19 protein-coding genes are annotated in these 26,261 nt (G+C 72.8%); 8 read left to right on the top strand and 11 right to left on the bottom strand.

Annotated features, from left to right (window positions below):
• Window positions 1–13 precede the first annotated feature (13 nt).
• Window positions 14–481: a flavodoxin family protein gene (locus tag ACFYZR_RS16760; RefSeq protein WP_391910778.1), complete on the top strand. Its 468-nt coding sequence runs from the start codon at window positions 14–16 to the stop codon at window positions 479–481.
• On the opposite strand, the gene ACFYZR_RS16755 is transcribed toward ACFYZR_RS16760, so the two are convergent.
• From ACFYZR_RS16755 to ACFYZR_RS16720, 8 genes are read right to left on the bottom strand one after another with little or no spacing between them, the layout of a single operon-like run.
• The gene (locus ACFYZR_RS16755) at window positions 482–1,342 is read right to left on the bottom strand and encodes an ABC transporter permease (protein WP_391910776.1); all 861 of its coding nucleotides are present in this window, start codon (window positions 1,340–1,342) and stop codon (window positions 482–484) included. It lies immediately after the preceding gene.
• A complete protein-coding gene (locus ACFYZR_RS16750) occupies window positions 1,339–4,044 on the bottom strand; it encodes a CocE/NonD family hydrolase (protein ID WP_391910774.1) in 2,706 nt (901 codons plus the stop codon). The genes ACFYZR_RS16755 and ACFYZR_RS16750 overlap by 4 nt, the downstream gene beginning before the upstream one ends.
• 41 nt (window positions 4,045–4,085) lie before the next feature.
• The gene (locus ACFYZR_RS16745; RefSeq protein ID WP_391910772.1) at window positions 4,086–4,625 is read right to left on the bottom strand and encodes a DUF1697 domain-containing protein; all 540 of its coding nucleotides are present in this window, start codon (window positions 4,623–4,625) and stop codon (window positions 4,086–4,088) included.
• Between the two features lie 44 nt (window positions 4,626–4,669).
• Complete coding sequence (locus ACFYZR_RS16740) at window positions 4,670–5,320, bottom strand: ABC transporter ATP-binding protein (RefSeq protein WP_391910770.1); 651 nt, start codon at window positions 5,318–5,320, stop codon at window positions 4,670–4,672.
• Window positions 5,313–6,230: an ABC transporter ATP-binding protein gene (locus ACFYZR_RS16735; RefSeq protein WP_391911327.1), complete on the bottom strand. Its 918-nt coding sequence runs from the start codon at window positions 6,228–6,230 to the stop codon at window positions 5,313–5,315. The genes ACFYZR_RS16740 and ACFYZR_RS16735 overlap by 8 nt, the downstream gene beginning before the upstream one ends.
• A 50-nt stretch (window positions 6,231–6,280) precedes the next feature.
• Entirely contained in the window at window positions 6,281–7,108 is an 828-nt protein-coding gene (locus ACFYZR_RS16730) for an ABC transporter permease (RefSeq protein WP_391910768.1), read from the bottom strand.
• Window positions 7,101–8,066 (bottom strand): ABC transporter permease, encoded by a 966-nt coding sequence (locus ACFYZR_RS16725; protein ID WP_391911325.1) that lies wholly within the window; start codon window positions 8,064–8,066, stop codon window positions 7,101–7,103. The genes ACFYZR_RS16730 and ACFYZR_RS16725 overlap by 8 nt, the downstream gene beginning before the upstream one ends.
• A 26-nt stretch (window positions 8,067–8,092) precedes the next feature.
• Window positions 8,093–9,688 (bottom strand): ABC transporter substrate-binding protein, encoded by a 1,596-nt coding sequence (locus ACFYZR_RS16720; RefSeq protein ID WP_391910766.1) that lies wholly within the window; start codon window positions 9,686–9,688, stop codon window positions 8,093–8,095.
• A 234-nt stretch (window positions 9,689–9,922) separates the two neighbouring features.
• Between ACFYZR_RS16720 and ACFYZR_RS16715 the strand changes: the two genes are divergently transcribed.
• Window positions 9,923–10,372 carry a hypothetical protein gene (locus ACFYZR_RS16715; RefSeq protein WP_391910764.1) on the top strand — a complete coding sequence of 150 codons (450 nt, stop codon included), beginning with the start codon at window positions 9,923–9,925 and terminating at the stop codon, window positions 10,370–10,372.
• Window positions 10,373–10,441: 69 nt separating this feature from the next.
• Here the strand turns inward: ACFYZR_RS16715 and ACFYZR_RS16710 are convergent, their stop codons facing one another.
• The 3 genes from ACFYZR_RS16710 to ACFYZR_RS16700 form a co-directional block, all read right to left on the bottom strand.
• The gene (locus ACFYZR_RS16710; protein WP_391910762.1) at window positions 10,442–14,263 is read right to left on the bottom strand and encodes a helix-turn-helix domain-containing protein; all 3,822 of its coding nucleotides are present in this window, start codon (window positions 14,261–14,263) and stop codon (window positions 10,442–10,444) included.
• Between the two features lie 167 nt (window positions 14,264–14,430).
• Window positions 14,431–15,429, bottom strand: a complete 999-nt coding sequence (locus ACFYZR_RS16705; RefSeq protein WP_391910760.1) for a phospholipase D-like domain-containing protein — start codon at window positions 15,427–15,429, stop codon at window positions 14,431–14,433.
• A 94-nt stretch (window positions 15,430–15,523) separates the two neighbouring features.
• Entirely contained in the window at window positions 15,524–16,573 is a 1,050-nt protein-coding gene (locus ACFYZR_RS16700) for a LacI family DNA-binding transcriptional regulator (protein ID WP_391910758.1), read from the bottom strand.
• A gap of 132 nt (window positions 16,574–16,705) precedes the next feature.
• Here ACFYZR_RS16700 and ACFYZR_RS16695 point away from each other — a divergent pair, with 132 nt between their 5' ends.
• The 6 genes from ACFYZR_RS16695 to ACFYZR_RS16670 all read left to right on the top strand — a co-directional run bounded on the left by ACFYZR_RS16695 (window position 16,706) and on the right by ACFYZR_RS16670 (window position 26,239).
• The gene (locus ACFYZR_RS16695; protein ID WP_391910756.1) at window positions 16,706–17,983 is read left to right on the top strand and encodes an ABC transporter substrate-binding protein; all 1,278 of its coding nucleotides are present in this window, start codon (window positions 16,706–16,708) and stop codon (window positions 17,981–17,983) included.
• Between the two features lie 15 nt (window positions 17,984–17,998).
• Window positions 17,999–18,916, top strand: a complete 918-nt coding sequence (locus tag ACFYZR_RS16690) for a carbohydrate ABC transporter permease (protein ID WP_391911323.1) — start codon at window positions 17,999–18,001, stop codon at window positions 18,914–18,916.
• Window positions 18,913–19,743: a carbohydrate ABC transporter permease gene (locus ACFYZR_RS16685; RefSeq protein WP_391910754.1), complete on the top strand. Its 831-nt coding sequence runs from the start codon at window positions 18,913–18,915 to the stop codon at window positions 19,741–19,743. The genes ACFYZR_RS16690 and ACFYZR_RS16685 overlap by 4 nt, the downstream gene beginning before the upstream one ends.
• Window positions 19,744–19,796: 53 nt before the next feature.
• On the top strand, window positions 19,797–21,017 hold the full coding sequence (locus tag ACFYZR_RS16680) for a glycosyl hydrolase (protein ID WP_391910752.1): 1,221 nt from the start codon (window positions 19,797–19,799) through the stop codon (window positions 21,015–21,017).
• Window positions 21,018–21,103: 86 nt separating this feature from the next.
• The gene (locus ACFYZR_RS16675) at window positions 21,104–23,167 is read left to right on the top strand and encodes an endo-beta-N-acetylglucosaminidase (RefSeq protein WP_391910750.1); all 2,064 of its coding nucleotides are present in this window, start codon (window positions 21,104–21,106) and stop codon (window positions 23,165–23,167) included.
• 36 nt (window positions 23,168–23,203) lie between these two features.
• Window positions 23,204–26,239, top strand: coding sequence for an alpha-mannosidase (locus ACFYZR_RS16670; protein ID WP_391910748.1), 3,036 nt, complete (start codon window positions 23,204–23,206; stop codon window positions 26,237–26,239).
• Window positions 26,240–26,261 lie beyond the last annotated feature (22 nt).

Here is a 26,261-nt window from a genome sequence, read left to right as displayed (position 1 = left end):
AAGGAGCGACATCATGAGGGCCGTCATCGTGTGCACCTCCGTCTCCCACGGCAACACCAAGAGGATCGCCGACGTCATGGGCGAGGTCCTGAAGGCCCGGGTCGTCGAGCCCGAACAGATCGACACGGCCGAACTCGCCGCCTACGACCTGGTGGGATTCGGCTCGGGCATCTTCACGCAGAACGTCCACCCGCGGCTGCGCCGGTTCGCCGAGTCGCTGCCGGAGGGCCGGTACCGCAAGGCGTTCGTCTTCACCACCAGCGGACTGCCCGAACCGCCGTTCCGGCCCCACACCCGCTCCCTCGCGCGGCTTCTGGAGCGGAAGGGCTTCGACGTGAACGACATCTTCCAGTGCCGCGGGCACGACACCTGGCTGCCGTTCAAGCTCGTCGGCGGGATCAGGAAGGGGCGGCCCGACGCCACCGATCTCCAGGCGGCGCGGGCCTTCGCCGAGGGGCTGAGGGTCAGGACACTGTCCTGATCAGGACACCACGTCCTTGCCCCGGAAGTGCCGGAACGCCAGCGCGAAGAACACCACCGCGTACGCGACCGACACCGCCGTCCCCTTCACCATCCCGCCGTACTCCGGGCGCGGCTGGAGCGCGTCGGCCCACGCGTACTGCCAGTGGGCCGGCAGCAGGTCCCGCCAGTCGCCCAGCGCCGTGACCGCGTCGAGGACGTTGCCGACGATCGTCAGGCCCATCGCGCCGCCCACCGCGCCCAGCGGCGCGTCCGTGACCGTCGACAGCCAGAACGCCAGCGCCGCCGTCACCAGCTGGCCGACGAACACGAAGGCCACGCAGAGGGCGAGGCGGCCCGTCGCCGTCCCCGCGTCCAGGGAGCCCCCGGCGGGGATCCGCAACGGCCCCCAGCCGTAGGCGGCCGTGCCCGCCACGAGCGCCACCAGCGGCAGCAGCACCATCGCCGCCGCGCTGAAGGCCAGCGCCACGACCAGCTTGACCCACAGCAGCCGGGCGCGCGGCACGGGCGCGGCCAGCAGGTACCGCAGCGACGACCAGCTCGCCTCCGAGGCCACCGAGTCACCGCAGAACAGCGCCACCGGCACCACCAGCAGGAAACCCGCCGAGACGAACAGCGCGGTGGCGGCGAAGTTCGCGCCGGAGGCGGTGGCGGTGTCCATCAGGGTCACCCGCCCGTCACGGCCCTGCCGGTCGCCGCCGATCGCGAAGGCCGCGATCAGGACGAACGGCAGCACCGCGAGCACGGCGCCCATCACCAGCGTGCGGCGGCGCCGCAGTTGCCGCGCCGCCTCCACGCGCAACGGCAGGGTGCGGCCGGCCCGGTAGCCGGGCGCGGATTCGACGGCCGTGGTGCTGCTCACGCGGAGCCTCCGATCAGGGTCAGGAACGCGTCCTCCAGCCGCCGGTGCGGGCCCACGCTCGCCACCGGCACCTCCAGCCGGACCAGTTCCACCAGCAGTTCCGGCACGGTCGCGCCGTCGAGCCGCACCAGCAGCCCCTCGTCGGCCCGTACGGCCGAGGCCACGCCGGGCAGGGCGGCCACCTTGTCCACCATCACCTCCGACAGCCGGCCCTCGACGCCCACCAGCAGGGTGTCGCCCGAGCCGACGATGTCCGACACCGGGCCGGAGCCGACCAGCCGCCCCCGGTCCATGACGACCAGATGGGTGCAGGACTGCTCGACCTCGGCGAGGAGATGGCTGGAGACGATCACCGTGCGGCCGGCCGCCGCGTAACGGATCATCACCTCCCGCATCTCCCGGATCTGCGGCGGGTCCAGCCCGTTGGCCGGTTCGTCGAGGATCAGCAGATCCGGCAGGCCCAGCATGGCCTGGGCGATGGCGAGGCGCTGCCGCATGCCCTGGGAGTAGGTGCGGACGGCCCGGTCCAGCGCGGAGCCCAGCCCGGCGATCTCCAGGGCCTCCTCCAGGTGGGCGTCCTCGGCGGGACGGCCGGTGGCCCGCCAGTACAGGTCCAGGTTGGCCCGCCCGGACAGGTGCGGCAGGAAGCCCGCGCCCTCGACGAACGCGCCGACCCGCGACAGCACGGGCGAGCCCGGCCGGATCGCGTGCCCGAAGACCCGGATCTCCCCGGCGTCGGGCCGGATGAGACCCATGAGCATCCGCAGCGTCGTGGTCTTGCCCGCGCCGTTGGGCCCCAGCAGCCCCACCACCTGTCCGCGTTCGACCTGGAACGACAGGTCGCGCACGGCGTACCGGTCCGCCGACTTGGCGTACCGCTTGCTCAGCCCGCCGATCCGCAGCGGCACGTCGGCCAGCTCCGGGTCGGGCGCGGGGGCGGTGGTGCGGTGCCGCCCGGTGAGCAGCAGGGCCGCCGCCACGAGCACACCGCCGGCCGGCAGCCCCCACGTCCACCAGGGCAGGCCGGACGAGCCGGTCCGGACGCCGGGGGCGGTCGGGACGCTCAGCCCGCCGTCCGTGAGGGAGACCGTGTAGGCGGCGGGGCGCACCGGTGACGCGTAGCCGAGGTCGGTGGCGGAGAGCACGAGCCGCATCCGGTGCCCGGCCTCGAAGGTGTGGTCGATCGCGGGCAGTCGCAGCTCGACCGTTCTGCCGTCCTTGGCGTCGTCGACGCGCAGCGGGGCCACGAGCTGTCCGGGCAGCTGCTGCTGACCGCCGGGGCCGACGTCGTAGACCTTGGCGAAGAGGACCGCCTCACCGGTGTCGGAGGCGACCTTCACCTTCGCGGTCGGCGTGCCGGTGACGCGGACGCCCTCGGTCAGCGGGGCGGAGTCGAAACGGGCGTACTGGCCGGGGAAGTCGAGGGACACCCCGAGGCCGAGCCCCGACAGCTGGGACAGGCCGCCCCCGACGCCGGGCACGGCGGAGACGGCCGGGGGAGCGGCGCCCGCGGGGTTGGCGAAGGACTGCGCGCGGCCGGTCAGGGGCACGGTCCGCGCGTCGGACCGCAGCCCGGGATAGCGGGTGCCGGTCGCCGGGCGCAGCCGTGCCTTGCCGTCGGTGGTGTCGATGCCGCCGGTGCGGCTGACGCGGAAGGCCGGTCCGGTGTCCGTGGCCTCGTCGCCCTTGAGGTAGCGGTCGAACCACGCGCGCGTGCGCCGCTCGGTGCGGTCCTGCTCGTTCGCGACGCCGGTGTCGTGCCCGCCGGAGATCCAGTCGACGGCCACGGGCGCCCCGTTGCGGCGGATCGCGGCGGCAGCGGCGTCGGACTGGTCGAGGGGGAAGAGGGAGTCGTTCTGCCCCTGGACGATGAGGGCGGGCACCTTGATCCGGTCCGCGACGGCGGAGGGGCTGCGGCGCTCCAGCAGCTTCCGCGCCTCCGCGTCCGGCTTCCCGGCGACGGCCACCCGCTCGTACATCTCGCACAGGTTCCGCTCGAACCGCCCGCAGCCGGAGGCGGCCGGGGCGCCCTTGACGGCCGGGGTCGAGCCGGCGGAAGTCGAGCCGGTGGTGAAGAAGATCCCGGCCCAGAGCTTCTTGAAGACGTCGCCGGGGAAGAGGGAGTCGGCGAGGTTCCAGTAGGTGATCTGCGGGGCGATGGCGTCGACGCGCTTGTCGTACCCGGCGGCGAGCAGCGCGATCGCACCGCCGTACGAGCCGCCCGCGATGCCGACCCGTGGGTCCCCGGCCGCGTCGAGGCGCACCTCGGGGCGCCGGGCGAGCCAGTCGATCAGACGGCTGACGTCGGCGACCTCGCGGTCCGGGTCGTTGAGGCCGATCCGGCCGGTGGAGTGCCCGAAACCCCGCGCGGACCACGTCAGCACGGCGTAGCCGGAACGGGCCAGCTCCTCCGCCTCGGACCGCAGATCGTCCTTGCTGCCGCCGAAGCCGTGCGCGAGCAGCACCGCCGGGCGGCGCTCGCCGGCGGGCCCGGACGTGAAGAAGGACGTGTCGATCCGGACGGTGTCCTCGCCCCCGCCCGGACCCTCGGGCATGGTGATCGACCGGTCCTCGCGGTGTACGGGGGGATCGCCGCCGGTGGCCGACGCGACCGTCCAGGTGCCGGCACCGCCGAGCACGACGACCGCGGCCACGGCGGCGAACAGCCGCCGCCCGCGCGGGCGGGGGAGACGCAGCTTCATGTTCGAATGCTAAGCGGAGCCGGTATCCGGCTGAGCGCGGGTCACTCCCCGGCCATGTCCGCCAGCCTTGTGACGGTGTTCCAGTTGCGCGCGGTGCCCGCCGTGCCGAGCCGCCGCTCGGTGAGCACCTTCGCCAGCCGGGAGTCCCGGATGCCGTTCGCGTGGTGCGCGTACACCTCGCGCTCACCCAGCGCGAACGCCTCGGGCGCGTACTCCGCCGGGTCGAGATCCGCGACCGTGGCCGGGTCGGCAGGGCCGGCGAGGAAGGTCACGACGAACCGCGCGGGGTCGACCTCCTGCCCGGCGAACGGATTGGCGTCGACGACACGGCGTATCTCACCCGCCTCGCGCACGAGACAGGTCACGGAGAACCCCAGCTCCCGCTCGATGGCCTCCTCCAGACGGGCGGCCAGCGTCGCCTCGTCGGCGCCGGGGTGGGTGAAGACGGCATTGCCGCTGTTGAGATGGGTCCGGACGGATTCGCACCCCATGCCGGCCAGCAGCTCCCGCAGGGTCTGCATGGGGACGCGCTTCTTGCCGCCGACGTTGATACCGCGCAGCAGCGCCACATACGTTGTCACGCGGTCACCATAAGGGGAGGTACTGACAGAGGTACTGACAAGGGTCAGGGGCGTTCCCACCGCACCGTCCGGTCGCACCACCGCTCCAGCAGCACCGCGTCGTGCCCGACGGCGAGCAGCCCAGCCCCGCTCTCCCGCCGGTACGCCTCGACGACCCCCACCAGCGCCGCCGTCGTCGACGCGTCCAGCATCGCCGTCATCTCGTCGCAGATCAGCCACCGCGGCCGCAGCACCAGCGCCCGTGCCACGCACGCCCGCTGGAGCTGCCCGTCGCTCACCTCGTGCGGGCGGCGCGCCAGGAGCTCGTCCGACAGGCCGACGACCGGCGCCAGCCCGCCCACCCGGGCGTCGGCCTCGGCACGACGGCCCGTCGCCCGCAGCGGCTCGGCGATCAGATCGCGCAGCCGCAGCCGGGGATCGGCCGACTGCCGGGGCTGCTGGAAGACGACCCCGAACGCGGTGCGCTGCTCGCGCGGCGCGCGGTGCCGCCAGCCGCGGGCGGGCTCGCCGTCGATGACGACGCTCCCGGCGTCCGGCCGGTGCAGCAGCGCGGCCACGCGCGCCAGCGTGGACTTGCCGCAGCCGCTGGGACCGAGCAGCCCCACGGCCTCGCCGTCGCCGATGGTCAGCGACACCTCACGGACGACGGGCTCGCGCGGGTCGTAGCCGGCGGTGATGCCACGCAGCTCAAGCACGGGAAGCCTCCTCGGTGAGCGGGCGGTGCGGATGGTGGCAGGCCACCCCGTCGACCAGCGCCGGCACGACCCCGCACGCCTCCTTCGGCGTGCCGCAGCGCGCCGCGAAGGCGCAGCCCGAGGGCAGCGCGCCGAGCTCCGGCGGCATGCCCGGAATGGGGGTGAACGCCCGCTCGGGCAGCGCGTCCAGCAGCCCCCGCGCATACGGGTGCCGAGGCCCGGCGGCACCGAAGAACACCGCCGCGTCCGCGATCTCGACGATCCGGCCCGCGTACATCACGGCCACGCGGTCGGAGATCCGCTCGGCCGCCGCGAGGTCATGCGTGATCATCAGCAGCGCGTGGCCCGCGTCCGCGTGACGGCGCAGTTCGTCGGCCGTGCGGTCGACGAGCTCACGGTCCAGGCCGGTCGTCGGCTCGTCGGCCAGCAGCAACGGCGCGTCGCCGACGAGCGCGAGCGCGGTGGCCGCGCGCTGCGCCAGGCCGCCGGAGAGCTGGTGCGGATACCGGTCCAGGTGACCGGCCGGGAACGCCGCCCGCGCGGCGGCCGCCTCCACGGCCTCCGCCAGCGCGGCCCCTCGCACACCGGTCAGCTCCCGCACGGTCTCCGCCAGTTGCGCGCGCACGGTCCGTACGGGCGTCAGGTGCGCGGCCGGGCTCTGCGGTACGAGCCCGATGCGGCGGCCCCGGACGGTACGGGCCAGCGTCCGCTCGTCGGCGGAGAGCAGCTCCAGGCCGTCGCCGAGGCGCGCCTCCCCGGACGTCTCGGCGTTGCCGGGCAGCAGCCCGAGCAGCGCCGAGGCCAGGACGGACTTGCCGCAGCCGCTCTCGCCGACGAGGGCGAGGCACTCCCCGGGGGCCAGCTCGAACGAGGCGTCGCCGACGGCGGCGACATGCCTGCCGCCGGGCATCCGGAACCGTACGGACAGCCCGCGTACGGACAACACGGAGGGCACGGCCGTCACAGCGTCAGCTCCGATCGGTGCCGGGGGTTGAGCCGCGCGCGCCAGGCGCCGGCCAGGCCCGCGAGGGCGAGGGTAGGGACGATGATGAACAAACCGGGGAAGAGCGTGGGCCACCAGTCGCCCGCGAGCAGTGAGCCCCGGGCGCTGTTGACCATGTTGCCCAGGCTCGCCCGGTGGGTGGGCAGGCCCAGGCCCAGGAAGGACAGCGCCGACTCGTGCCAGATCGCGTGCGGCACCATCAGGACCGCCGCGAGCCCCGCCTGCGGCAGCACCGCCGGCAGCAGGTGCCGTACGGTCACCCGCCAACGCGACGCGCCACCGGAGACGGCCGCGTCGATGTACGGCCGGGAGCGCAGCGACAGCACCTCGGCCCGCACGACGCGCGCCGTCGACAGCCAGTGGGTGACCGCCACCGAGGCGACCACCGGCCAGATCCCGGGCCGGAACAGGGCGACGACGAAGATGCCGAGCAGCAGGTGCGGCACGGACGAGAAGAGGTCGACGAGCCGCATCAGCAACCGGTCGGTCCGGCCGCCGAGCGCGCCCGCGAGCGTCCCGGCCGCCGTGCCCACGACGGTCGCGACGAGCGCGGCCACCACGCCCACGAGCAGGGAGACGCGCAGCCCGTACACACAGCGCAGCAGCAGGTCGCGGCCGACCTCGTCGGTGCCGAAGGGGCGCGCCGGGCCCGGCGGCAGCAGCTTCGCGCTGAGGTCGACGGCCTGCTCGTCCAGCGGCACGGCGAGCGGTACGACGATGACGGCGAGGACGACGGCGGCCATGACGGCGGCGGAGACCCGCAGGGCCCAGGTGCGGCTACCCATCGAAACCGATCCTCGGATCGACCAGCCCGTACAGCAGATCGGCCAGGAGATTGCCCACCAGCACGGCCGCCGTGGCGAGCACGGTCAGGGCCGCGAGCAGCGGGAAGTCGACCTTGGTGGCCGCCTCGACCGTCGCCGAGGCGATGCCCGGCCAGCTGAAGACGGTCTCCACCAGCAGCGCGCCGGTGATGAGCTCGGGCACCCGGGAACCGATCAGGGTGAGGACGGGCAGCAGCCCGGACCGCAGCGCGTGGCCGAGGAGGACCGTCCGCTCGCGCAGCCCCCGGGCGCGGGCGCCGCGCACGGGGTCCTCCGCCAGCGCGTCCCCGACGCCCTGGCGCACGTACAGCACGAACCACGGCAACTGGGTGGCGGCGAGGACGGCCGCCGGCAGCACGAGGTGCGGGGCGACCTGGCCGGCCGTGGCGACGTCGGTGCCGGTGTCGGTGAGCCCGCCGGCCGGCAGCGCGCCGAGCTTGACGGAGAAGAACCAGACGGCCAGCAGCCCCAGCCAGAACGGCGGCGCCGCCTCCAGCGTGTAGGCGAGCCCGGTGACGGCCCGGTCGAACCACCCGCCGCGCCGCCGGGCGGCGAGGACGCCCAGAGTCGTACCCAGGCTCACGGCCACGGCGAAGGCGACGCCGCACAACAGCACGGACCACCCGACGCGCTCCCCGATGATCTGGGAAACGGGCTGGCGCAGCGCCGTCGACTCGCCGAGGTCACCGGTGAGCGCGGCACCCAGCCAGTCCCACCAGCGGGTGACGAACGGCTCGTCGGCGCCGAGGTTCGCGCGCAGCTGGTCCAGTACGTCCCGGCCGGCGCCGAGCCCGGCGGATCCGGCGTACGCCTTGGCCGGGTCGAAGGGCGAGGCCGCGGCGAGGGCGAAGACCCCGAAGGTCACGACGGCGAGCAGGGGGACGGCGGCCAGTAGCCGCCGCCCCGCCATGCGGGCCATCGGCCCCCAGGGGAGGGACCGGTGCGTCACTTCTCCGTCTGCCAGTCCTCGACGTTCCACCACGGGCCGGCGCCCAGGCCGTGGTCGTGCGGCTCGACCTGGGTGGTCAGGCCCTTCCGGTCGCCGTTCATCACGTAGAGGTGGTCGACGTGGGTGAGGAAGACATAGCCGGGGTTGTCGGCGAGAGCGCGCTGCACCGCGTCGTAGGCGGCCTTGCGGGCGGCCTTGTCACCGCCGCGCCGGCCCTCCTCGAGGGCCTTGTCGACGTCCGGGTTGCTGTAGGCGGCCATGTTGTTGAAGCCGTCGAGGGCGAGGGAGGAGTGGAGCAGGTTGTAGAGGTCGAAGTCGGGGTCGGCGGGGTTGCCGCCGCCGGCGAGGACCGCGTCCTGCTTCATCCGCGGCTCGATGACCTCCCAGGTGCCGCTCTGCACCTTGACGTCGACGCCCGCCTTCTTGGCGTCCGAGGCGAAGGCCAGGGCGTGCTCCTCGCGGAGCTTGTCACCGGCGGGGAACCAGAGGGTGAAGGCGGCGCGCTGCCCGTCCTTCTCCCGGACGCCGTCGCCGCCGGGCTTCCAGCCCGCGTCGTCCAGCAGCTTCTTCGCCCTGTCCAGGTCGTGCGGCCGCTCGGTGCCCTTCGCGAACCACTCGCTGTCGGTGGGGACGGGCCCGTAACCGGCCCGGCCCGCGCCCTCCAGCAGCTTGTCGACCATGGCGTCGCGGTCGACGGCGAGATCGAGGGCGCGGCGCACGGCGGGATCGCCGGTGACCTTGTTCGCGGTCGGCAGCGTCACCCCGCGGAAGTCGGTGGTCCGGGCGGTGAGGGTGACCTTGGACTTGTCGCCCTTGAAGCCCTTCACCAGGTTCGGCGGGAGGATCGCGCCGTCGAGGTCGCCGGAGCGCAGCCGGGTGGCGCGCACGTCGTCGTCCTTGATGATCGCCATGGTGAGCTTCTTGACCTTCGGCTCGCCGCCCCAGTAGGCGGGGTTGGCCTTGAAGGTCAGCTTCTCGCCCTTGCTCCAGCCGGTGAGGACGTACGGCCCGGTGCCGACGGGCGCCGTGTTGAACGAGCCGGTGTTGACGTCCTGCCCCTTGGCCGCGTGCTCGGGCACGATCGGCAGGACGGTCCGCTCGGCGAAGGGCGCGTAGCGGTACTTGAGCGCGAAGACGACGGTGTCGTCACCGGCGGCGGTGACCTTGTCGATCGCGGCGAGCTCGCCCTTGGCGGCGTTGTTCGTCTTCTCGTCGAGGATGGTCCGGTAGGTGAAGACCACGTCCCGGGCGGAGAACGGCTTGCCGTCGCTGAACGTCACGCCCTTGCGGAGCCTGTACGTGTACGTCCGCCCGTCGTCGGTGACCTCCGGCAGCCCGGCGGCCAGGGCCGGCTCCAGCTTCATGGCGGAGTCGCGGCGGAGCAGTCCGTCGAAGATCTTGGAGTTGCCGTCCTTGCCGTAGCCGAGGAGCGGGCTGAGCGTCTCGGGCTCGTTGGCGAGACCCACGACGAGGGAGTCCTTCCCGCCGCTTCCGGCCTTGTCGCCGCCGGGCGTCGAACAGGCCACCGCGCCTGTCGCGAGGACGCCTGCCATGGCCGTGGCGGCCACTCCCCGTATGGACCGGGCCGTCATGCCCACACCTCTTACTCAAGATCTCTTGCTATTGCGAACAAAGCGCAATTAAACAGGAGGTCAAAGAGTGGGCATGATCCGGGGGTGTTGTCGGGCGGTATGTCGCGATTATTTGGTTTCCCGCTCGAACGGTAAACAGGGCAACCCCTCGACGGCGGTTCGCGGCCGGGATGGACTCGGGTGTGCCGGTCCGTGCCGGCTCCGTTCTGTATGACTCTTTCGAGGAGCACGTCAGTGAAGCTCACCTCCCTCCGCGCCGCAGGGGTCGCCCTCCTGGTCTCGGCCGCCGCCCTCGGAGCTGCCGCTCCCGCGACGGCCGCCGCCAAGGCGCCGTTCGTGGGCGTCGACAAGATCTTCATCGGGCGGGGGAGCATCCCGTCGGTGCTCGTCTCCTTCGACTACGCCTGTACGGCGGCGACCGAGCGCCTCGACATCACGCTCACCGCCTTTCCGGCTCCTCCCGCCGGCGCCACGTACCTGAAGGCGACGAAGGCCAAGCGGGACCTGCGGTGCGACGGCGCGCGGCACACGGACTTCGTCGAGTGGACGCACAACACCCTCCGCATGGACACCCCCGCGCGTGCCGCCCTGTCGCTCCACGACAAGAGCGGCGAGCTTCAGGTGCCCATGGCGGAGAAGACCATGAAGCCGGGCGCGGGCACTCCGCCGGTCGGCATCGGCTGACGGGGGCGGCTCCACCGCCCTGCGCGGGCGGCCGGTCCGGCACGTGGGGAGCGGACCGGCCGTCCGGCGTCAGGGGCAGGGCGCTCCGGGAGGCAGGTCGGTCAGGAGGCTGTGCCATTCCTGGGTGCTGCTCAGGGCACAGACGCGGGACGCGATGTCGTCGGCGTCGAGCTCCCACAGCCGGCTCGTCCGGTCCAGGCTCGCCGTGGCCAGCACACGCCCGTCGGGCGGGAAGGCGAGGGAGACGACGGTGTCCTCGTGGCCCGTCAGGACGGCGGTCGTCCGCTGACCACCGGTGTCCCACAGGCGGACCGTGCGGTCGGCGCTCCCGCTGGCCAGGGTGCGGCCGTCGGGTGAGAACGCCAGGGCCTTGACGACCCCGGTGTGGCCCGTGAGGGTCCGGATCCGGCGACGCGTCGCGGTGTCCCACAGGCGTACGTCCCCGTCGGAGCCCGCCGTGGCGAGGAGGCGGCCGTCCGGGCTGAACGCCACCGCCCAGGTGGTGGCCGACTGCCCGGGGAGGACCGCGACGACACGACGGGAGGTCACGTCCACGAGCCGCACCGAGCCATTGGCGTTGCCCTTGGCCAGGGTGCGGCCGTCGGGGCTGAAGGCCAGCGTGACCGTCTCGTCGGTGTCCCCGGTGGCGACGGTCTCCGAGCTCCGCGACCTGGTGTCCCACAGCCGCGTCGTACGGTCCTCGCCCGCCGTGGCGAGGAAACGGCCGTCGGGGCTGAACGCGAGGGCGAGGACGGACTGGGTGTGGCCCGTGAGGGTGGCCTCCGTGCGCCGGGAGGCCACGTCCCACAGGCGTACGGCCCCGTCCGCGCCGGCGCCGGCCAGCGTCCGGCCGTCGGGGGAGAAGGCCAGCCCGGTGACGGCCTGGGAAGGCCCGGCGAGGGTGGCGAGGCGCCGCCGGCCGTCGGCGTCCCAGAGACTCACCACGCCGTTGGCGTCACCGATGGCGAGCGTCCGGCCGTCCGGGGAGAAGGCCACCTGACGGGGCGTCCGCCGCACGCCGAGCGGCGTCGTCATCCGGCCCGCCGCCACGTCCCAGATGCCGGCCGGGACACCGGCGCCCGGCGCTTCGCCGGAGGTGCCCGCGACCAGGTCCGCCCGGGGCGGGTCGAGCGCCACGGTGGCGACGCTCCGGCCGTCGGGGCTGACGTGCAGTCCGTTGACGGGCAGCTCGCTGGTGAGGGTGGCGGTCGTCTCATGGGTGGTGGCGTCCCACAGACGGACGGTGCGGTCGTGGCTCGCGGTGGCGAGGGTGCGGCCGTCGGGGAGGAACGCGGCCCGGGCCACCACCCCGGTGTGGCCGGTGAGCGTGGCGAGCGGGCGGCGGCCCGCCACGTCCCACAGCCGCGCGGTGCGGTCCGCGCTCGCCGTGGCCAGCGTCCGGCCGTCCGGGGAGAAGGCCACGGACATCACCGAGGCGGTGTGCCCTTCGAGCGTCGCGGTTTCCTTGAGGGTCCCGGTGTCCCACAGCTTGACCGTGTGGTCGTTGCACGCCGAGGCCAGCGTCCGCCCGTCGGGGGAGAACGCGAGGTTCATCACCTGCTGCTCGTGCCCGGCCAGCTCGGCCGTCTGCCGGTACGTGGCGGCGTCCCACAGCCTGATCGTACGGTCGTGCCCGGCGGTGGCCAGGGTGCGTCCGTCGGGGCTGAAGGCCACGCCGAGGACACCGCCCTGATGGCCTTTGAGGGTGCCGAGCAGCCTGCGCGTCGCCACGTCCCACAGCTTGACGCTGCGGTCGTGGCTGGCGGAGGCGAGCGTCCGCCCGTCGGGCGAGAACGCGAGCGCGTTGACGCTGTTGACGTGCCCCCGGAGCGTCGCCAGGACCTCCCCCGAACCGGCGTCCCAGAGCTTCACCGTGTGATCGTCGCCCGCGGTGGCGAGGGTGCGCCCGTCGGGGGAGTACACGATGTTGTTGACGGCGCCCCGGTGACCGTCGAGGTCGTCGGCCCGGTGCCGGGCGTACGCGCTCAGCAGACTGCTGCGGGCCTCGGCGGTGGGCGCGTGACGATAGGCCGTCAGCGCGGAGAGCATCGCCGCCTCGGGGGACTCCCGGGCGAGCAGATCCGCCCGGGCCGCGGACTCGCGCGAGAGGGCGAGCCGGTGGTTGCTCTTGGCCGACCGCCACTGCTGGAAGGCCACGGTACCGGCGGTCAGGGCCAGGACGAGGAGCGTGGCGAGCACCGACGCCAGCGTTCTCAGCCGCTTCACAGCGCGCCTCTTCGCCCGTCTCTTCGCGTCGTCGTGATGCACGCTGGCGTCCAGGAACGCCCGTGTCGCGGAGCCGAGCACGGTGTGGCGGCCCGGAGCGGCAGCCCACTCCCGCGCCGCGGCCAGCCGGCCGCCGCGGTAGAGCAGCCCGCTGTCACGGCCCTCCGCCGCCCACGCGGCGGCCGTCTCCGCCAGCCGCTGATGGACGTGGAGCCCCGCGCGGTCGTCGTCGACCCAGCGGCGCAGCCGGGGCCACGTGCACAGCAGCACCTCGTGGGCCAGCTCCACGCGATCGGCGTCGTGGGTCAGCAGCCGGGCCCTGGTGAACACCTCCAGGACGGTGGCGGTGTTCTCGGGGCCGGTGTCCGTTTCCTGTGCGAGATCCAGTTCCTGTACGAGTTCCAGCAGATCGGCCCGGCGGGCGGGACGGCCGGTCTCCCGTTCCCCTTCCCCGGCGACGTTCACCAGCTGGAGCAGGACACGACGGGCCGCTTCCCGCTGAGGAGGCGTGAGGGACAGATACGCGCGCTCCGCCGTGGACGCCACCGCACCCGATATGCCCCCGGTCAGCCGGTAGCCGGCCACGGTCAGGGCCGCTCCGTCGCGGTGCTGCCAGGTGCACAGCAGGGCGTGGGACAGGAGGGGGAGCGCACCGGGGCGCGGGGCGCCACCGTCCGGTGCGATACCCACGTCGCGCAGGAGGATCTCCACCAGCCCGGCCTCCACGGTCAGCCCGGACCGTCGCGCCGGACCGGTGATGACATCGCGCAGCTGCGCCTCGTTCATCGGCGCCAGGGCCACATGCCCCCGCTGGAGGGAGAGCGCCAGCCCGGGGTGGGTGAGGCAGTGGTGGTAGAAGTCCGCCCGTACGCCGAGGACGACCAGGGCGGGTGGGCCGCTGTCGGCAGGTGATGTGTCGACGGACAGCGTAAGCAGCGCGGTGACGAAAGCGGCTCGCTCCTCGTCGTCCTGACAGAGCGTGAACGCCTCCTCGAACTGATCGACCACGAGCACCAGGCCGGCCGGCCCGGACCGCACCTCCTTGACGAACGCCTCCGGGCCTTCCTCCCACGCGTCGGCGAGCGCCGTGTGGGCGACGCCGCTCACGGCGGCCAGCTGAACGAGCAGCGCCTCCAGAGGGCGTTCACCAGGGGTGAGGACCACCGTGGGCCAGGCGTGCGCGCCGGGCGCCGGCAGCGCGCCCCGCGCCAGCGCCGGCAGCAGACCGGCCCGCAGCAGCGAGGACTTGCCGGCCCCGGAAGGGGCCACGACCATCAACGGCCCCCCGGCACCGCCCACGAGCCGCTCGGCCAGCCGCGCGACGAGGTCGGCCACGGCCTCGTCGCGGCCGAAGAACCACTGGGCCTCGTCGGGCCCGAAGGACGACAACCCGCGGTAGGGGCAGACGCCGGTGTCCGACGACGCGGACTTCCGGGACGACGCGGCGTCCGCCGCCCGCGCGAGGCGCTCCAGCGTCCCGTCGGTGCCGAGCGCCCGGTCGCACGCCTGGGCCAGACCCAGGGTCAGCGGCTTCTCGCCGTTCTCGACGCGGCTCAGATACCCCTTGCTGTAGAAGGCGAGCCGCGAGAGCTGTACGAGCGACACTCCTTGCTCCCGCCGCAGCCGGCGCAGCAGCTCACCGGGCCGCGTTGCCCCATCCGTCACTGTCTCTTGGCCTTTCCCGATGACCAGGGCCGTCGCACATCCGCCGGAGAGTGGACGCCTGTCGATATTCGGGAGGAATCATCTCATCAGGTGTTGAGCGTGAAGAATGGAGACCCGAGGGGGTGGGCGGCCCTCGGGGTGCGACCCTGTCGTACCCGCGACGGCGGTCAGTACGGCGTGCCGTTCGCGAAGTCGGTCGCGAAGGTCGACTCGATGCCGTTGAGCACGCCCGTGTCGTTGACGATCAGGCCGAGCTCGCGGTTGTTGTTGAGGGAATTGTTGGAGAAGTTCTGCGAACCCGCGAAGACCTTCGCCGACGGCGTCCCGTAGTCGGCGACGATCGCCTTGGCGTGGATGAAGAGGCCCTCCGTCGAGGAGAAGGTGACGATCGTGCCGCCGGCCTCCTTGACCTGGTCGAAGTAGCTGCCGTACCGCTCCGGGTTCATGCCGACGACCCTCACCGTGACGCCGCGGTTCCGGGCCGCCGTCACCGCGTTCACCAGCGCGCTGTCGCCGAACTCCAGTTGCTCCAGGTCGAGCGAGTGCCGGGCTCCGTTGATCAGGGCGAGCAGGCGGTCCTGGGAGTCGGTGGGCGACCAGAGGAGATTGTCGCCGTCGGAGGGGGTGACGGCGGTGTGGGCGTAGTCGGCGTCGAAGGTCTGCTCTATGGCGGCGACGTCGGCCGCGTCGGTGTCGACGACGCCGTAGTCGCGGCCGGTCGCGTAGTACTTCGCGTCCAGGTTGCCCGTCAGGATCAGCGACTTCGCGCGGTCCACGGTGATGGTCTTCTGGTGGGTGTAGACGAAGTCGGGCGAGGAGTACACCACGCCGACGCCCGCGGCGCCGAGGGCCTGGTAGGCCGCCTCGTTCACCGAGGGGTGCTTGGCGTCGAGGATCACTCGGACGGCCACCCCGGCTCTCTCGCGGTCCACCAGCGCGTTCACGATCTCGGTGTCGTCCAGTTCGTACATGGTCACGTCCACCGACTTGGCGGCCGAGCGTATGAGGTCGCGGACCGCGTCGTGGCTCCGGTCCGGGAAGACGAGCAGGGAGTACGTGCCGGGGGCCGCCTGGGCGGTGCCCGGGGTGGCCAGTAGCGACATCGAGGAGAGGAGGAGGGCGCCGGCGGTGACGGCGATCCGGCGGAGGGGATGGGGAACGCGCATGCTGAACTCCGGTCGTGAGGGGTGTGTTTCGACCCCCATGGTGTGACCGCCGGTGTTTACGCGGGGAGGTGCTGCAGGTGAATTTTTGTCGGTGTCACGACAATCGCTCGTGGCTCCCCGGCGGTGCCGTCGACTCGCGCGCCACCAGCCGGGGCGCCGCGTCCTCCACCCACCGCGCCGGGCCCCCGTCCAGCAGGGCGATCAACTCCTCCGCCGCGTGCCGCCCGAACGCGGCCGTGTCCCGGGCGAGCGCGGCGAGGGCGGGATGGGTGTTGCGGCAGAGCGCCGAGTCGTCCCACGCGACGATCGACAGCGCGCCCGGTACGGGCACACCGCGTTCCGCCGCCATCGCCAGGCCCGCCACCGCCATCACGTCGTTGTCGAAGACGATCGCGGTGGGCGGGCGCTCGCCCGACAGGAGGCGCCGGGTCGCCTCGGCACCTTGCGCGTCGGAGTAGTCGGTGGTCACGGACGTCGCCTCGCGCAGGCCCCGGCGGGTGGCCTCCGCGCGGAGTGACGCGATGCGGCGGCGGGTGTGGGCCAGACCGGGCAGCCCGGCGATGTGCGCGATGCGACGGTGGCCCAGGCCGTGGAGGTGGCCGACGACCGAGGCCATCGCGGCCGCGTCGTCGGCCCGGACGCAGGAGATCGCGGCGCCCGGCGGGACGGCGCCCGCTCCCGGCGCGCCCACGATCACCGCGGGCAGCCCCAGCTCCGCCAGGAGCGCCGGGCGCGGATCGTCCTCGCGCGGGTCGACGACGAGGAGCCCGTCCACCCGGTGCTCGGCCCACCAGCGCCGGTAGGTGGCGCACTCGGCGGCCACGTCCTCCACCACCTGGAAGAGCAGGCCCAGCCGGCGCACGGCCAGCGCCTCCTGCACCCCCGAGACCAGCTGGAGGAAGAACGACTCGACGCCGAGCGTACGGGCGGGACGGGCCAGCACCAGGCCGACGGTCGCCGCGCCCTCGCCGGACAGGGCCCGGGCGGCGGTGCTGGGCAGCCAGCCGAGCTGGTCGGCGACACGGCGGATCCGCTCACGCGTGGCGGCCGAGACGCCCGGCCGGCCGTTGAGCGCGAAGGACACCGCGCTCTCCGAGACGCCCGCGCGCCGCGCGATGTCCTTGATGGTCGGTCTGCGGCGCATCGTTGCCTTCCACTAAAGCGCATTAGTGCCCGACGGCAGTATTGACGGAACTCCCTTGCCGGGTGCAGGTTTTGACCGGCCTCCTGCCGGCCGTCCGACCGGTCGCGACCCGATCGAAGGAGTTCGTCCGTCATGCCCAGATCCCGGACGTTCGGAACCCTCGCCCTTGCCCTCGCCACCGCCATGGCGCTCACCGCCTGCGGTTCGGGCGGCGGCGGGGGAGGAAGCGGGAATGGCGGCATCACCTTCCAGACCTGGAACCTCCGCGCGAACTTCAAGGACTACTTCGAAGATCTGGTGGGGGACTTCGAGAAACAGAACCCCGGCGTCAAGGTCACCTGGCTGGACCAGCCCGCCGAGCACTACGCGGACAAGCTCAGCGCCGACGCCGCCGCAGGCACCCTGCCCGACGTCGTCAACGTCTCCCCGGACCTGTCCTATCCGCTCGCCAAAGCGGGAATGCTGGTCGATCTCGACAAGGAGAAGGCCGCCGCGCGCTTCAAGGACGAGTACACGGCGGAGGCCTGGCAGGGCAACACCCTCCCCGGCCTGGGCGGTTCGTACTCCTTCCCCTGGTACCTCACCACCGGGCCGCTCTTCTACAACAAGGCCCTCTTCCGCTCCGCCGGCCTCGACCCCGAGAAACCGCCGAAGAACTACGCGGAACTGTTCACCACCGCCCTCGCCATGGCCGGGAATTCCGGCGGGCGGACCGCGACCCTCGCGAACACCCCGTCCGTCGAGGACTTCGGCCGCTACGGCGTGAAGCTGATGAACGACGACGCCACGAAATTCACCTACAACGAGCCCAAGGGCGTGGAACTGCTCGGCAAGTACAAGGAGCTCTACGACCGCGGCGGCCTCGACCCACAGGCCCTCACCAACACCCCCGAGAAATCCGGCCAGAAGTTCCTGGAACAGAAGGTCGCCATGAACCCCGGCGGCGCCAACGACCTGGCCACCTTCAAGGAGAACGCCCCCACCCTCTACCGCAACCTCGGCATCACCGACGCGCCGAACAACACCGGAAAACCCAACATGTATGTGATGGGTGTGGCCGTCAACGAGAAGAGCAAGCACAAGGCGGCCGCGATCGCGTTCGCCCACTACGTCACCGGCAGGAAGAACCAGGAGGCCTTCGCCCACGAGGTCGCCGTCTTCCCCAGCACCCGGGGCTCGCTCGACGACCCGTACTGGACGAAGGACGACGGCACCGACGAGGGCCGGGTCCGCGTGGCCTCCGCGAGGATGCTGAAGGGCGCCGTCAACTACACCCCCGTGGTGATGAGCGACGAGATGAAGACCGTCCTCAAGAACGAGGTCGCCAAGGCCCTCCAGGGCAAGAAATCCCCCAAGCAGGCACTCGACGACGCCGTCGCGCAGAGTGACAGACTTCTCCGGCAGAGCTGAGCCGAGGTCGTGAAGATCCCCGCTGTGAAGACGCGCGCCGGGCGCGCCGGACGCGTCGGCCGTGTCCTGAGCCCCTGGCTCTTCCTCCTGCCCGCCCTCGCCGTCGTCGCCGTCTTCAGCCTCTACCCCTTCCTCACCACCGCCCACCAGGCGTTCACCGACGCCCGCACCCTCACCCCCGGCCGGTGGACCGGCCTCGAGAACTTCCGCGCCATGCTCGACGACGAGCAGTTCTGGACCGCCCTGCGCAACAGCGTCCTCTACGTCCTCCTCGTCGTCCCCTTCACCGTCCTCCTCCCGCTGCTGCTCGCCCTGCTGGTGCGCGAGCGGCTCCCCGGCGTCACCTTCTTCCGTGCCGCCTACTACACCCCCGTCGTCGCCTCCGTGGTCGTGGTGGCCCTCATCTGGACCTGGATGCTCGACGACCGGGGCCTCGTCAACGGCATCCTGCGCGCCCTCGGCGCCGAACCCGTCGACTTCCTGGGCGACGCGTGGCTGCTGCTGTTCAGCGCCATGGCCCTGACCGTGTGGAAGGGCCTCGGCTACTACATGATCATTTATCTGGCGGCGCTGGGGAACGTCCCCCGCGAGCTCCACGAGGCGGCCGCCGTCGACGGCGCCGGGGCCCTGCGTCGCTTCCTCAGCGTCACCCTCCCCGCCGTACGGCCGACGATGGTGCTCGTCGCTGCCTTGTCGGCCGTGGCCGCGTTCAAGGTCTTCTCCGAGGTGTATCTGATGGCCGGGCCCACCGGCGGGCCGGCCGGGCAGGACACCACGCTCGTGATGCTCGTCCAGCGCACCGGCACCGGCCTCAACGGCCGCGTCGGCTACTCCTCCGCGCTCTCCCTCGTCGTCTTCGTCATCGCGCTGCTGCTGATGCTGCTCGTCCTGCGCGCCGGCAACGCCCAGCGGAAGGAGGAGCGCGACCGATGACCCGCACGCCTCCCTGGGAGAAGGCCCTGCGCTATCTGCTGATGCTGCTGGTACTGGCCATCACCGTCGGCCCGTTCCTCTGGCAGCTGTCCACCTCCCTCAAGGACACCACCGAGGACATCTACACCTCACCCCCGCGCTTCCTCCCCCGGCACCCCACCGGCCACAACTACGCCGAGGTCGCCGACACCATCCCCGTCTGGGACTACGCCCTCAACTCCCTCAAGGTCGCCACCGCCGCCGTACTCACCAACCTCGTCGGCGCCGCCATGGCCGGCTACGCCCTGGCCCGGCTGCGCTTCCGGGGCCGGAGGGCGGCAGGGCTCGCCTTCGTGCTGGCCCTGCTCGTTCCGGTGGAGTCCATCGTCATCGCCCAGTTGACGCTCGTACGCGACCTCCACCTCAACAACACCCTCGTCGCCGTCGTCCTCCCCGGCTCCGTGAGCTCCCTGAACGTCCTGCTCATGCGGAACGCCTTCGCCGCCCTGCCCTACGAGACCGAAGAGGCGGCCGTCATCGACGGGGCGAACGCCTGGCAGCGCTTCACCCGGATCGCCCTCCCGTCCGTCCGCGGCACCCTCGCGGTCGTCGCGATCTTCGCCTTCATGGGCGCCTGGGACGACTTCCTGTGGCCGCTGATCGTCCTCTCCGACCAGGACCGCTTCACCCTCACCGTCGGACTCGACTACCTCCACGGCACGTTCGCCCAGAACCCCCGGCTGGTGGCCGCCGGGACCGTCATCGCCGTCGCCCCGCTCGTCGTGATGTTCGCCTGCCTCCAGCGGTACTTCTTCCGTGGTGTCGGCGAGGGCGCCGTCAAGGGCTGAAGAGGCTGACAGGGCTGAAAGGGCTGAAAGAGCTGAAGGGATTCCCGACCGTCATGCGTTTCGGCGTCAACTACACCCCCACGCGCGGCTGGTTCCACCACTGGCTCGACTTCGACCTCGACGACATCCGCGCCGACCTCGACTCCATCGCCGCCCTCGGCCTGGACCACATCCGCGTCTTCCCCCTGTGGCCGCTCTTCCAGCCCAACCGCACCCTCATCCGCCCCCGCGCCGTCGACCAACTCGTACGACTGGCCGACGCCGCCGCCGAACGCGGACTCGACGTCGCCGTCGACGGACTCCAGGGCCATCTGTCCAGCTTCGACTTCATCCCCTCCTGGACCACCACCTGGCACCGCCGCAACATCTTCACCGACCCCGACGTCGTCGACGCGCAGGCCGCCTATCTGACGACGCTCGCCGCCGCCCTCGCCGGCCGGCCCGGCTTCCTCGGCATGACCGTCGGCAACGAGACCAACCAGTTCTCCGGCCGCCCCCACCCCGACCCCGACCCGGTCACCCCAGCACAGGCCGGCCGGTGGCTGCGACGGATGCTCGCCGCGTGCGAGGCGGGAGCCCCCGGCCTGCCCCACGTCCACGCCTCCTACAATGCCGCCTGGTACGACGGCACCCACCCCTTCACCCCCGCCCACTCGGCCCGGCTCGGCGCCATGACCACCGTGCACTCGTGGGTCTTCGACGGCACCGCCCAGCGCCACGGGCACGCCGGCGCGGCGACCGGGCTGCACGCCGCGTACACCGTCGAGCTGTCCAAGGCCTGGGCCGACGACCCCGCCCGCCCGGTGTGGCTCCAGGAGGTCGGGGCACCGGCGCCGCACATTCCGCCGTCGGGCGCGGCGGCCTTCGCGGAAGCGACGATCGAGGCTGTCCTGGACTGCCCGGACGTCTGGGGCGTCACCTGGTGGTGCTCGCACGACGTCGACCGGGCGCTGGCGGACTTCCCTGAACTGGAGTACGGGCTGGGGCTGCTGACCAACGACCGGGTGGTCAAGCCGGTGGGGGAGGTGGTCGGGCGGTACGCGGCGCGAAGCCGCCACCCGGTGGCGGAGGCGCGGCGGACCGCGCTGGTCCTGGACGCGGGGGACCTCGACGGCGCGCCCGGACGGGCGGTGTGCGCGCCGGGCGGAGCGTTCTTCGAGGCATGGATGCGGGACGCCTCCGGCGGGGGGAGGCCGGGGGTGGTGCCGGCGCAGCGCGCGGGGGACGCGGGGTATCTGGCCGCCCGTGGCATCACGGAGGTTGTCCTCCCCTGACCCGCCCCTTCCCGTTTCTTTCAGGGGCTCCGCCCCCGAACCCCCGCTCCTCGAACGCCGGAGGGGCTGAATTCTCGGGAGTACGCATGAACCTCACCCGTCGCCAGGCTCTCGCGGCCGCGTTGGTGGCCACGGCTGCCCGGCCCGCAAGGGCCGTGGCCGCCGTCCCCACCGACCTCCAGCCCCACGCCTCCTACTGGTACCCCGACACCCTCCCACCCGGCACCCCGCCCCCCGGTGTCCGCCGCAGCAGTCTCCGTACGTGGAGCGCGGCCGGCGATCCCGACCTCCCCTTCAACAGGGCCACCGTCCCCCTCGCCCCCCGCCTCGCGCCGCCGCCGCCCAACCCCACCGCGCGGCGCGACGAGGCCCGGATTTCCGCGCTCGCCGCGTTCGCGCCGACGTCCGGCAACCCCTCGCAGGGGTCGGCCACCGCCGACTACTACGCCCTCACCCACTGGGCCTACCTCGACGAACTCGTCTTCTGGGGCGGCTCCTCGGACGAGGGGCTGATCCTCGCGCCCAACGCCCCCGTCGTGGACGCCGCGCACCGCAACGGCGTGCCCGTGCTCGGTACGGTCTTCCTGCCGCCGACCGCCTACGGCGGGCGGCTGGAGTGGACCCGCGACCTCGTCCGCCGGGGCGCCGACGGCGGTTTCCCGATCGCCGACAAGCTGATCGAGGTGGCCCGGGCGTACGGTTTCGACGGCTGGTTCCTCAACGCCGAGACGGGCGGCGGGGACGCCCGCCTGGGGGCCGACATGCGGGACTTCGTCGCGTACCTGCGGGAACGCGGCGGCCCCGCCCTCCGCGTCACCTGGTACGACGCCATGGCCGTCTCCGGTGACATCGCCTGGCAGAACGAGCTCAACGACCGCAACTCCCCGTTCTTCCGCGCCGCCGGCACCATGTTCCTGAACTTCAACTGGAGCCGCACCGGCCTGGCCTCCTCCGGGGAGCTCGCCCGGAGCCTCGGCCGGAGCCCGTACGAGCTCTGGGCGGGGATCGACGTCGAGGCGAACGGCTGGGACACCCGGGTCGACTGGGACGCGATCGCCCCCGCCGGGCGTCCCCACCTCACCTCGTTCGGCTTCTACCGCCCCGAGTGGACCTGGAAGAGCCTGCCCGGAAGCGATCGCTGCCCCGCCGCGTTCCACGCGCGCGACGACCGTTTCTGGTCCGGAGCCTCCCTGGACCCCGTCCGCCCCGACCCCGGACCCTGGCGCGCCCCGGCGGCCAGTGTCGCGGACCGCTCCACCCTCACCTCCCTCCCCTTCGCCACCACCTTCAACACCGGTCATGGTCTCGGCTGGTACGAGCGGGGCGTACGCCTCGCCGACACGCCGTGGAACCACCTGGGGCTTCAGGACCGGCTCCCCGGCCGCCGCTGGGTGATCCGTACGGCGGGGGCCCGCCCCGCCGTCGGCTTCGACTTCACCGACGCCTGGCGCGGCGGCAGCAGCCTCCTCATCGACGCTGCGACAGGCGCGACAGCCGCGACAGCGGAACCCACCACCGTCGAGCTCTACGCATCGAGGCTTCCGCTGTCGCCCACCACCGTCGCCGAGCTGGCCCACCGCACCGACCCCGGCTCGGCGGCCGTCCGCGTGGAGCTGGCGGTCGCCCTGGACGAGCCGGATCGTTTCACCTACCTCCCCGTGGGCACCCTCCCCGCCGGCGGCAGCGGCTGGACCACCGCCACCCTCCGCCTCGCATCCCTCCTCCACGGCCGGGCCGCCGCCACCGCCCACGTCCTCGGCATCCGGCTCACCGCCCCCGACGGCGGAGACGTCCGCTGGCGGCTGGGCGAGCTCGCGCTGCACGACGGCCCGCCCGTCCCACCCGGCCCGCCGGACGCGCCGGCCGTCACCGCCTCCGCCCGCAACCCCGACGGCACGGCCGCCCTCCGCCTGACCTGGCGGCAGACCCGTCGCCCCCCGCACCGGGACCCCGCCCCCGTACGCCACTACGAGCTCCACCAGGTGGTGCCCGGCGGCCGGCGCCGCTTCCTCGGCGGCACCTGTGGGCATGCCTACTACGTCCCGGCGCTGCGCCGCACGGCCGACGAGGAAGCCACCCGCGTCGAGGTGCGCGCCGTGGACGAGCTGTACACCGCGTCGGCCCCCGCTTCCGTCACCCACCGCTGGTAGCACCCCTCGCGATCCCGGACCCGGACAAGGAGAGGCATGCACAACGACCGCACCATCACCGAGGCCCGGCTCAAGCGGGTCCTGGAGGAGCGCATCCGCCCGGCCGTCCACCCCGAGTCGGTGCCGCTGGAGGTCTCCGTGTGGCACGCGCCCGGCGAGCCCGTGCCCGTCGCGGTGGGGCTGGCGGCGCCGCGCACGCCGTTCGCGGTGGGCACGGAGTGGGGCCCGGCGTGGGGCACCAGCTGGTTCACCGTGTCCGGCGCGGTGCCGGAGGCCTGGGCGGGGCGTACGGTCGAGGCCCTCCTGGACCTGGGCTTCGACGAGAACATGACGGGCTTCCAGTGCGAGGGCCTGGTCTACCGCCCCGACGGCTCGCCCGTGAAGGCGCTCAACCCGCGCAACCAGTGGGTCCGGATCACCGAGCGCGCCACCGGCGGCGAGCCGGTGCTGCTGCACATCGAGGCGGCCGCCAACCCCGTCATCCTCGACTACCACCCCTTCGTCCCCACCGAGCTGGGCGACCGCGAGACCGCCGGCGACGCGCCCCGCTACCGGCTGACCCGGATGGACCTCGCCGTCTTCGACCGGACGGTGTGGGAGCTCGTCCAGGACCTCGACGTGCTGGGACAGCTGATGCACGAGCTGCCGGTGGACTCCCCCCGCCGCTGGGAGATCCTGCGGGCCGTCGAACGCGCCCTGGACGCCACGGACCTCCAGGACATCGGCGGTACGGCGGCACGGGCGCGCGAGCGGCTCACGGACGTCCTCGCCGCGCCCGCGCACGCCTCCGCGCACCGGATCAGCGCCGTGGGACACGCCCACATCGACACGGCGTGGCTGTGGCCCCTGCGCGAGACGGTCCGCAAGGTGGCCCGGACGACCGCCAATATGACCGCGCTACTGGAGGACGAACCCGACTTCGTCTACGCCATGTCCCAGGCGCAGCAGTTCGCGTGGATCAAGGAGCACCGGCCGGAGGTGTACGCACGGGTGAAGAAGGCGGTCGCCGAAGGCCGCTTCGTCCCCGTGGGCGGCATGTGGGTGGAGTCCGACACGAACATGCCGGGGTCGGAGGCGCTGGCCCGGCAGTTCACGCACGGCAAGCGCTTCTTCCTGGAGGAGTTCGGGATCGAGACGGAGGAGGTGTGGCTCCCGGACTCCTTCGGCTACTCGGCGGCGCTCCCGCAACTGGTGAAGCTGGCGGGTGCGAAGTGGTTCCTGACGCAGAAGATCTCCTGGAGCCAGACCAATACCTTCCCCCACCACACCTTCTGGTGGGAGGGCCTGGACGGCACCCGGGTCTTCACCCACTTCCCGCCCATCGACACCTACAACTCCCAGCTCTCGGGCCGGGAGCTCGCCCACGCCGTGCGCAACTTCCGGGAGAAGGGCGGCGCGACGCGCTCGCTGGCACCCACGGGCTGGGGCGACGGCGGGGGCGGCACGACACGGGAGATGCTGGCGCGGGCGAAGCGGCTGGCGGATCTGGAGGGCTCGGCGAAGGTCGTCTTCGAGAAACCGTCGGCGTTCTTCGAGAAGGCCCACGCGGAGTACGCCGACGCCCCGGTGTGGGCCGGCGAGCTCTACCTGGAGCTGCACCGGGCGACGCTCACCAGCCAGGCCCGGACCAAGCAGGGCAACCGGCGCAGTGAGCACCTGCTGCGCGAGGCGGAGCTGTGGGCGGCCACGGCGGCTGTACGCGGCGGGTTCCCGTATCCGTACGAGGCGCTGGACCGGCTGTGGAAGACGGTGCTGCTGCACCAGTTCCACGACATCCTGCCCGGGACGTCGATCGCCTGGGTGCACCGGGAGGCGGCCCGGACGTACGCCGAGGTGGCCGCCGAACTGGAGTCGCTGATCGCGGACGCGCTACGGGCGCTGGCCGGTGACGGTTCCGCGACGGTCGTCTTCAACGCGGCACCCCACGCGCGCGGTGGGGTCGCGGCGCTCGGAGCGGCGGTCGAGGAGCCGCCGACGGCGCCGGCCACCACCGTGGAGCCGCGCGAGGGCGGCGGTTTCGTGCTGGACAACGGCCTGCTGACGGTCGTCGTCGACGAGCGCGGGCTGCTCGTCTCCGTGTACGACCGGCGGGCCGGACGCGAGACCCTGGCACCGGGAGCCGCCGGGAATCTCCTCCAGCTCCACCAGGACTTCCCCAACATGTGGGACGCGTGGGACGTCGACCGCTTCTACCGGAACACCGTCACCGATCTGACGGACGTCGACACGCTGGAGCGGACGGACGACGGCGCCGTCCTGCTCGTCCGGACCTTCGGCTCCTCGCGCGTCGAGCAGAGGATCACGCTGCCGGAGGGGGAGCGCCGGGTGGAGGTGGAGACGGAGGTCGACTGGCACGAGACGGAGAAGTTCCTCAAGGCCGCCTTCCCCCTGGACGTCCACACCGACCGGGTGGCGGCCGAGACCCAGTTCGGCCATCTCCACCGGCCCACCCACACCAACACCAGCTGGGACGCAGCCAAGTTCGAGGCCTGCGCGCACCGGTTCCTCCATGTGGAGGAGCCGGGGTGGGGCGTGGCGCTGGTCGACGACTCGACGTACGGGTACGACGTGACGCGGTCCGGTACGACCACCACCCTGCGCCTCTCCCTGCTGCGCGCCCCCCGCTTCCCCGACCCGCGCACGGACCAGGGCGTCCACCGCTTCCGCTACGCGCTGGTGCCGGGGGCGTCGGTGGGGGACGCGGTGCGGGAGGGGTACGGGATCAATCTGCCGGAGCGGCGGGTTCCGGGTGAGGCGGGTGTGGAGCCCTTGGTGTCCGTGGACAACGACGCGGTCGTCGTCTCGGCGGTGAAGCTGGCGGACGACGGGAGCGGTGACGTGGTCGTGCGGGTCTACGAATCGCGGGGCGGACGGGCTTCGGCCCGCCTGACGGCGGGGTTCGAGGCGGGGGATGTGACGGTCTGCGACCTGCTGGAGCGGCCGGTCGCGCCCGCGACGACCAGTCTGTCCCTCCGGCCGTTCGAGATCGTGACGCTGCGGCTGCGGCAGGTAAATCCAGCCCCTCCGGCGTTTGAGGAGCGGGGTCCGGGGCGGAGCCCCGGGAAACGGTGAAAGGGCGGGACCGGGGCATCCT

This window comes from Streptomyces sp. NPDC001678 (assembly GCF_042892945.1).
GTDB lineage: Bacteria > Actinomycetota > Actinomycetes > Streptomycetales > Streptomycetaceae > Streptomyces.
The sequence above is the reverse complement of the archived record's forward strand: the minus strand, read 5'-3'. Positions and strand labels throughout refer to the sequence as shown.

Excerpts from the sequence above, each read along its gene's own strand:
- ACFYZR_RS16760 (WP_391910778.1), top strand. The coding sequence starts at position 14 with ATGAGGGCCGTCATCGTGTGCACCTCCGTCTCCCACGGCAACACCAAG.
- ACFYZR_RS16750 (WP_391910774.1), bottom strand. The coding sequence starts at position 4,044 with ATGAAGCTGCGTCTCCCCCGCCCGCGCGGGCGGCGGCTGTTCGCCGCC.
- ACFYZR_RS16735 (WP_391911327.1), bottom strand. The coding sequence starts at position 6,230 with ATGCCCGGCGGCAGGCATGTCGCCGCCGTCGGCGACGCCTCGTTCGAG.
- ACFYZR_RS16730 (WP_391910768.1), bottom strand. The coding sequence starts at position 7,108 with ATGGGTAGCCGCACCTGGGCCCTGCGGGTCTCCGCCGCCGTCATGGCC.
- ACFYZR_RS16725 (WP_391911325.1), bottom strand. The coding sequence starts at position 8,066 with ATGGCCCGCATGGCGGGGCGGCGGCTACTGGCCGCCGTCCCCCTGCTC.
- ACFYZR_RS16720 (WP_391910766.1), bottom strand. The coding sequence starts at position 9,688 with ATGACGGCCCGGTCCATACGGGGAGTGGCCGCCACGGCCATGGCAGGC.
- ACFYZR_RS16705 (WP_391910760.1), bottom strand. The coding sequence starts at position 15,429 with ATGCGCGTTCCCCATCCCCTCCGCCGGATCGCCGTCACCGCCGGCGCC.
- ACFYZR_RS16700 (WP_391910758.1), bottom strand. The coding sequence starts at position 16,573 with ATGCGCCGCAGACCGACCATCAAGGACATCGCGCGGCGCGCGGGCGTC.
- ACFYZR_RS16695 (WP_391910756.1), top strand. The coding sequence starts at position 16,706 with ATGCCCAGATCCCGGACGTTCGGAACCCTCGCCCTTGCCCTCGCCACC.
- ACFYZR_RS16685 (WP_391910754.1), top strand. The coding sequence starts at position 18,913 with ATGACCCGCACGCCTCCCTGGGAGAAGGCCCTGCGCTATCTGCTGATG.
- ACFYZR_RS16680 (WP_391910752.1), top strand. The coding sequence starts at position 19,797 with ATGCGTTTCGGCGTCAACTACACCCCCACGCGCGGCTGGTTCCACCAC.
- ACFYZR_RS16675 (WP_391910750.1), top strand. The coding sequence starts at position 21,104 with ATGAACCTCACCCGTCGCCAGGCTCTCGCGGCCGCGTTGGTGGCCACG.
- ACFYZR_RS16670 (WP_391910748.1), top strand. The coding sequence starts at position 23,204 with ATGCACAACGACCGCACCATCACCGAGGCCCGGCTCAAGCGGGTCCTG.